Origin of the sequence: Pseudonocardia pini, assembly GCF_013870575.1 — a bacterium.
Taxonomy (GTDB): Bacteria; Actinomycetota; Actinomycetes; order Mycobacteriales; family Pseudonocardiaceae; genus Pseudonocardia; species Pseudonocardia pini.
The window spans coordinates 1-7,676 of record NZ_JACBXB010000214.1 but is presented as its reverse complement, the minus strand read 5'-3'; the positions used below and the strand labels follow the sequence as shown (position 1 = coordinate 7,676).

Here is a 7,676-nt window from a genome sequence, read left to right as displayed (position 1 = left end):
AGGGGACGAACCAGACCGCCTCTCCCGCCGCGAAGCGTGCCGCCGCCCTCCAGACCGCGCTGGCCCAGATCGGCAAGCCGTACCGCTACGGCGCCACCGGCCCGTCGTCCTTCGACTGCTCGGGCCTCACCTCGTTCGCGTTCAAGAACGCGGGCGTCTCCATCCCGCGCACCAGCCGCGCCCAGTCGACCGTCGGCAGCCCCGTGTCCAAGGGTGACCTGCAGCCCGGTGACCTGGTGTTCTTCTACAAGCCGGTCAGCCACGTGGCCATCTACATCGGCAACGGCCAGGTCGTGCACGCCAGCACCAGCGGGCAGCCGGTGAAGATCGGCAAGCTGGACAACATGCCGTTCAGCGGGGCTCGCCGGGTCTGAGCCTGCGTGCGGGCCTGCTGATCATGCACCGTCGTGATCAACAGGCCGCTACGCAGCTTTGATCATGGGATTTCCTGCGTACAGGCCTGTTGATCACTGCTGTGCGGGAGCCCTCGTAGGGTGCGGCCATGACCTCCCGGCCGCTCGCCCTGATCACCGGTGCCTCGCGGGGCATCGGCGCCGCCACCGCCCGCGCGCTCGCGCCCACCCACGATCTCCTGCTGGGTGGGCGGGACTCGGTCGCGCTGGAGTCGTTGGCCGGTTCGCTGCCCGGGGCCTCCGCGTGGCCGGTGGAGCTCACCGACGACGGCTCCGTCACCGCTGCGGTGACGGCGCTGAGTCTCGAGCGGCTCGACGTGCTCGTGCACTCCGCGGGCGTCGGGATCCTCGGCACGGTCGCCGAGACCGAACCGGAGACCTGGCGGCACCAGTTCGACGTCAACGTCGTCGCGGTCGCCGGTCTCACCCGGCTGCTGCTGCCCGCGCTGCGGACGGCGCGCGGCGACGTCGTGCTGGTCAACTCCGGCGCGGGCATCACCGCCAACCCGGGGTGGGGTTCGTACGCCGCGTCCAAGTTCGCGTTGCGCGCCTTCGGCGACGCGCTGCGCGCGGAGGAGCGGGACCTGCGGGTGACCTCCATCCATCCTGGACGGACGGACACCGAGATGCAGCAGGGCGTCGTGGCGCACGAGGGCGGGGAGTACGACGGCAGCCGCTACCTGCGCCCGGAGTCGGTGGCCGCGGCGATCCTGGCCGCGGTGACCGCCACGGACGAGGCCCATGTGCGGGAGATCGTGCTGAAGCCGCGATAGGGGTTCCGCTGCTGTCGGGGCACCACCTCGAGGGGCTGCGGTCGCGGGTTCGTCCGGGGCACCGATTCCGACACAGTCGTCGACCGAGCCACTAGGCTCGACCCATGCTGGAGCCGGCGCAGGTCGATCTCGCCGAGCTGGCCGAGGCGCTGGAGGACCGCACCCCCGAGGTGCAGTGGTGGATCGACCCCGCGAGCGGTCGCCTCACGTGCACCGAGACGCCCGCGGGCTGGGTCGCCGTCACACCCGCCGGGACCCACGAGGGCTACCAGGACATGGCGGACTTCACCGCGGGCGTCCAACACCGACGGGCCGCGGAACTGCTGGACCGGGCACTCAACGGCCGCGGCGCGTTCCGCCGGTTCAAGAACACCCTGTTCGACTTCCCCGAGGTCCGGGACCAATGGTTCCGCTTCCGGGACGCCCGCTCGCGCAGGCGGGCCCTCGCCTGGCTCGCCGAGGCGGGGCTCGTCGAACCCGCCGCCGCGGAACGGGCCGCAGCCGCCTACCCCGACCCGGCTCCGGAGAACGAGGACCTGCCCGCGGTCGTCGCGGCCGACCTGGCCGCGCACCTCGGCGAGCGCCTGGTCCAGGTGCTGCTGGTCGGGTCCTGGGCGAGCGGCGAAGGCTCGGTCGAGTCGGCGCTCGACCTCCTCGTGGTGCTCGACGACGTCGAGTCCCCCTGGGCCGAGCTCGGCGGCCTCGACGAGGTCCTGTGGCACCACACGGAACGGTCCGGGATCACCGTCTGCGCCTACCCCGTCGCCCAGTCCGCCCTCTCCCGCCCGGAGGAGCCGTGGCTCGTCCGGGCCCGGGCCGAGGCGGTGCGGCTGCGATGAGCCGCTCCGGGCGACGTGATCTTCAGGCCGCTGAACTCCTTGCGGCACAGGGCTTCTCCGGACTCGCGGTGGAGACCGCGGCCCGGGCGGCGCTCGGCGCGGCGCAGCTCGCCCTCACCGCACTCGACGAGACCCGCGACCAGCCCTCGGACATCGTGTCCGCCTACGTGCGCCGGGTGGTGCGCGAACGGGCGATGGACCCCGCGAGCGGACGACGGCTCCGGTCGCTGCTCAACCGGGCCGAGCTCGCCGCCCGCTCCCGGGCGGAGCCGTCGGCGGCCGAGGCCGACACCGCCCTCGCAGACGCCCGGGCGGTGCTCGACGCCGTCGAGGAATGGCTGGGCGACCCGGTCCGGAGCGCACCGAGCACCCCCGAGGCCACCCGCCGCCGGGTGCGCCCGCTCCACCACCGCCGCGCCTCGACGACCTGACCGCTTCGGCTGCGGGGAGCCGAGATCGTGACCAGCAGGCACCGGTCCTCTCGTCTGCTGCCCTCCCGCGGTCCGTGATCAACGCTTCGGCTGCGGGGAGCCGCGGCGGGGGGAGCCGAAACGGTGATCATCGGAGCGGAGCCGTTCCATTGCCGGCCCACGGCACTTCATGATCACCACTTGGGCGCGCGGAGCCGCGATGGGCGCGGTGGAGCGAGCCGATGCGGTGATCATCGAGCCTTCTTCGATGCCCCGTGCATCTCATGATCACCACCTGGGCCCGCGGAGCTGCGGCGAACACGGCGGTCCGCGCCGAAGCGATGATCATCAAACGCCGGCCCGCCGACTCACCGCACCCCAAGATCACCATCTGGGCACGCGGAACCGCGACAGACGCGGCGAAACGAGCCGAAGCGATGATCATCAAAGCCGAGCCCTTCCCTCGCTGACCCACTACGTCTCATGATCACCACTTAGGCGACAGACGCGGCGGTCCGAGCCGAGATGGCGATCGGCGGGAGCCGAGCCGTTCCTCCGCCACCGCGCTGCCTCATGATCACCACCTGGGCACGCGGAACCGCGACAGGCGCGGCGGACCGCGCCGAGGCGATGATCATCAAACCCCCGCACGCCCGCCAGCCACCGCGTCCCAAGATCACCATCTGGGCACGCGGAACCGCGACAGACGCGGCGAAACGAGCCGAAACTGCGATCACCGAGCCCCCGCCGGGCTAACTGCACCCCCCAAGATCACCACTCGGGGGCGACAAGCTCGGCAGTCCGAGCCGAAACCGCGATCGCGACCCGAGCCGTTCGAACGCTTCCGTGCTCACTCCCTGGACGTGCAGAGCCGCCACCGGCGCGGCGCCGCGGACGCCATGACCCCTCGGACCCGATCACACCTGATCACCCTTGGGCACCCGGAGCCGCGACAGCCGCGGCGGAGCGGTGATCAACGGCAGTCGACCCGTTCCTTCGCTGACCCAATGCACCCCATGATCACCACTTGGGCACGTGGAGCCGCGACAGCCGCGGCGGTCCGAGCCGAAGCCGCGATCAACAGAACCCGAGCCGTCCGAACGCACTCCGCGCCCACTGCTTGGGTGCACAGAGCAGCCGCCCGCGCGGCACCGCAGACGCTATAACCAATCGCCCCCGACTACACCACTGCCCACCTCCACCTGTGATCACCACTTAGGCACGCGGAACCACTGCGTGCGCGGCGACCCAGACAAGGAACCGATCACAAGAACCAAGTCGTCCACACGTTGCCCGACCGCCCAGCCAAGATCACCCTTCGGGCACGCAGAGCCGCGACAGCCGCGGCGGAGCGAGCCGAAGCGGCGATCATCGAGACCATCCGCACCCCGAGAACACCACTTGAACACGCGCACCCGCGGCAGTGCGGGCCGAAGCCGCGGACGCCATGACCACCTGACCACACCCGCTGCTCAACTCCATCGATGATCACCATTTGGGCACGTGGAACCGCAATAGCCGCGGCAGAGCGAGCCGAAGCGGTGATCATCGTGACCACCCGCCGCACCCCAAGATCACCACTTGAACCACCCGCGGCAGGCGCGCGCGGCCGCGAGAGCCGACATCACGATCACCAGCCCGACCGCCGCCGCACACAGCTCATGATCACCACTCAGGCACGCAGAGCCGCGGCAACCGCGGCGGAGCGAGCCGAAACCGCGATCACCAGGACCCACCGGCGCTACCCGTCGGCACCCCTGAACACCGTCCCAACGTGTCGAGCCGCTTCCGCGGCCACGGCTTCCAGGACAACGAACGCCGAAGAGGACCAGCATGATCGCCGTGTCGGCACCCGGAGCCGCGGTCGGCGCGGCTTCCCGCACCGAACCCGCGATCATGCGATCCGGAAGCATGCAATCCGGAAGGGCAGCCACCGACCGGCTCGACGGGCCTCAGCTCACCGGACGACGTTGACCAACCGCCCCGGCACCACGATGACCTTCTTGGGCGCGGCCCCGTCGAGCGCGGCGACGATCTTCTCGTCCGCCAGGGCCGCGGCCTCGACTGCGCCGCGATCGGCGTCGGCCGGGACCGAGATCCGGGAGCGGACCTTGCCGTTGACCTGGATCGGGTACTCGATCGTCTCCTCGACGAGGTACTGCTCGTCCGCGACCGGGAAGTCGGTGTACGCCAGCGTCTCGGGGTGGCCCAGGATCGACCACAGCTCCTCGCTGATGTGCGGGGCCAGTGGAGCGAGCATCAGGACCAGCGGCTCCGCGACCGACCGCGGCGCACCACTCGGGTAGGTCTTGGTCAGGTGGTTGTTCAGCTCGATCAGCTTGGCCGCGGCCGTGTTGTAGTGCAGGGCCGGGAAGTCCTCGCGCACACCCGCGATCGCCTTGTGCAGCGCCCGCAGGGTCTCGGGACCCGGGACCTCGTCGGTCACCCGCGAGGCACCGGTCTGCTCGTCGACCAGGTTGCGCCACACCCGCTGCAGGAACCGCTGCGGGCCGACGACGTCTCGCGTCGACCACGGCCGGGAGGCGTCCATCGGGCCCGTGTACATCTCGTACAGCCGGAACGTGTCCGCGCCGTAGCGCTCGCACATCTCGTCGGGCGTGACGACGTTCTTCAGGGACTTGCCCATCTTCCCGTACTCACGGCTGACAGCCTGACCGTTCCACGTGAAACCACCGACCTCGTCCCCGACGACCTCCTCGGCCGGGACGTAGGTGCCACGGGCGTCCGTGTAGGCGAACGCCTGGATGTAGCCCTGGTTGAACAGCCTGCGGAACGGCTCCTCGCTGCTCACGTGACCGAGGTCGAACAGCACCTTGTGCCAGAAGCGCGAGTACAGCAGGTGCAGCACCGCGTGCTCGACCCCGCCGACGTACAGGTCGACGCCGCCCGGGTCGGCGGGCGAGATCTCCGGCTCCTTGCCGATCCAGTACTTCTCGGCCTCGACGCCCACGAACCGCTCGTCGTTCGACGGATCCAGGTACCGCAGGTAGTACCAGCACGAACCCGCCCACTGCGGCATCGTGTTGGTCTCGCGGCGGTACTTCCGCAGCCCGTCGCCCAGGTCCAGCTCGACGTTCACCCACTCGTCCGCCCGGCCCAGCGGCGGCTCGGGCTCGGTGTTCGCGGCGTCGGGCTCGTAGGTCTTGGGGGAGTAGTCGTCGATGTCCGGCAGCACGACGGGGAGCTGGGCGTCCGGCACCGAGATCGGGCCGTGCTCGTCCCAGACGATCGGGAACGGCTCGCCCCAGTAGCGCTGCCGGGAGAACAGCCAGTCCCGCAGCTTGTACTGGACCACGCTGCGCCCCGAGCCCTGCGCGGACAGCCAGTCGATGATCGCGCGCTTGGCCTCGCCGACCGCCAGCCCGTTCAGGCTGATCTCCGAGTTGGCGGAGTTGATCGCCGCGCCGTCGCCGGTGAAGGCCTCGCCCTCCCAGCCCTCGCCCGGGTCGACCGTGCGCACGATGGGCAGGCCGAACGCCGTGGCGAAGTCCCAGTCCCGCTGGTCCTGCGCGGGCACGGCCATGATCGCGCCGGTGCCGTAGCCCATCAGCACGTAGTCCGCCACGAACACCGGGACGGCGGCGCCGTTGACCGGGTTGACGGCGTAGGCGCCGGTGAAGACGCCGGTCTTGTCCTTGTTCTCCTGGCGGTCCAGTTCGGACTTGCGCGCGGCGGCAGCCCGGTACGCCGCGACCGCCTCGGCCGGCGTCGCCGCCCCGCCGGTCCACCGGGGGTCGGTGCCCTCGGGCCATGCGGCCGGGGCCAAGGCGTCGACCAGGGGGTGCTCGGGCGCCAGCACCATGTAGGTGGCGCCGAACAGCGTGTCCGGACGGGTGGTGAAGACCTCGATCGCCTCGGGGCCGCTGTCGAAGCGCACCGAGGCACCCTCGGAACGCCCGATCCAGTTGCGCTGCATGGCCTTCACGGACTCGGGCCAGTCGACCCGGTCCAGGTCCGCGGCCAACCGGTCCGCGTAGCTGGTGATCCGCATCATCCACTGCCGCAGGTTGCGGCGGAACACGGGGAAGTTGCCGCGCTCGCTGCGGCCGTCGGCAGTGACCTCCTCGTTCGCCAGTACCGTGCCGAGCCCGGGGCACCAGTTCACCGGGGCCTCGGAGATGTAGGCCAGCCGGTGCGAGTCGATCAGCGCGCGGCGCTCACCCTCGGACAGCTCGGCGTAGGGGCGACCGTCGGGCGTCTGCCGCGCGCCGGAGGAGAACTCGGCCTTCAGCTCGGCGATCGGCCGGGCGCGGTCGACCGACGTGTCGTACCAGGCCTCGAAGATCTGGCTGAAGATCCACTGCGTCCACCGGTAGAAGGTGACGTCCGTGGTGGCGATCGAGCGACGCGGGTCGTGTGCGAGGCCCAGCTGGCGCAGCTGCTCCTTGTACCGGGCGATGTTGGCCTCGGTGGTGGTGCGCGGGTGCGTGCCGGTCTGCACCGCGTACTGCTCCGCGGGCAGCCCGAACGAGTCGAAGCCCATGGGGTGCAACACGTTGTGGCCGGTCATCCGCAGGTAGCGGCCCAGCACGTCCGTCCCGATGAAGCCCAGGGGGTGACCGACGTGCAGCCCCGCGCCCGAGGGGTACGGGAACATGTCCATCACGTACGCCTTGGGCCTCTCCGAGCCCGGCTCGCCCGGGTTGGGCGCGTGGAACGTGCCCTCGGCCGCCCAGCGGTCCTGCCAGCGGCGCTCGATCCGGGTGGCGAGCGCGGCGTCGTACCGGAACGGCGGGGAGGCGGCTGCCTCGCCGGGTGCGATCGTCGTGCTCTCCGTGCTCATCGTCCCGCTCACCTCGAGGAAGAGCCGCGGGGTCGCGGCTCGGCTGGTCGACCGTGGTGCGCTGACCGACGGGCCCCGTCACCGCCTGGCACCGCAACGTCGCGGCACCGTGCGAAACGTGCCTGCGACGGGCCGCGGAGCGCGTCTTCCAGGGTAACGCCGCTGGCCGGGCGGCTGCGACGGGGTTCGATGCCTGCGCCGACGCCGTCGCCGCCAGGTGTCTACGCTGGTCCCGTGCCCACGACCCTCCGCCTCGTGCTCGCCGTGCTGTTCCTGCTGGCAGGCCTCGCGCTCGTCGCCGTCGCCGTGCTGGGTGCGCGGTCGAGGCTCCGTCGCAACCGGTGGCTGGGGGTGCGCACGGCGTCGACCCTGGCTTCGGCGGCGTCGTGGGTGTCCGCGAACCGGGTCGCCGCGCCGCCGCTCGGTGCGGCCGGGGC

The 7,676-nt window shown here is 71.3% G+C and carries 7 protein-coding genes; 6 read left to right on the top strand and 1 reads right to left on the bottom strand.

All coding sequences use genetic code 11. The annotated features are described in order from the left end of the window. The 5 genes from H5J29_RS14350 to H5J29_RS14330 all read left to right on the top strand — a co-directional run. A partial coding sequence (locus tag H5J29_RS14350; RefSeq protein WP_181781456.1) for a C40 family peptidase occupies positions 1-374 on the top strand: 374 nt, incomplete at its 5' end. 128 nt (positions 375-502) lie between these two features. Then, positions 503-1,186, top strand: coding sequence for an SDR family oxidoreductase (locus H5J29_RS14345; RefSeq protein ID WP_181781455.1), 684 nt, complete (start codon positions 503-505; stop codon positions 1,184-1,186). Between the two features lie 104 nt (positions 1,187-1,290). Continuing rightward, entirely contained in the window at positions 1,291-2,025 is a 735-nt protein-coding gene (locus H5J29_RS14340) for a UPF0158 family protein (RefSeq protein ID WP_181781454.1), read from the top strand. 68 nt (positions 2,026-2,093) lie between these two features. After that, positions 2,094-2,456, top strand: a complete 363-nt coding sequence (locus tag H5J29_RS14335; RefSeq protein WP_181781453.1) for a hypothetical protein — start codon at positions 2,094-2,096, stop codon at positions 2,454-2,456. A gap of 263 nt (positions 2,457-2,719) precedes the next feature. Then, positions 2,720-2,905 carry a hypothetical protein gene (locus H5J29_RS14330; protein ID WP_181781452.1) on the top strand — a complete coding sequence of 62 codons (186 nt, stop codon included), beginning with the start codon at positions 2,720-2,722 and terminating at the stop codon, positions 2,903-2,905. Positions 2,906-4,392: 1,487 nt separating this feature from the next. Here H5J29_RS14330 and leuS read toward each other — a convergent pair. Then, positions 4,393-7,239 (bottom strand): leucine--tRNA ligase, encoded by a 2,847-nt coding sequence (leuS, locus tag H5J29_RS14325; protein WP_181781451.1) that lies wholly within the window; start codon positions 7,237-7,239, stop codon positions 4,393-4,395. A gap of 234 nt (positions 7,240-7,473) precedes the next feature. Here leuS and H5J29_RS14320 point away from each other — a divergent pair. After that, positions 7,474-7,676, top strand: a 203-nt coding sequence (locus H5J29_RS14320) for an SdpI family protein (RefSeq protein WP_181781450.1), incomplete at its 3' end; no start/stop codon positions are given.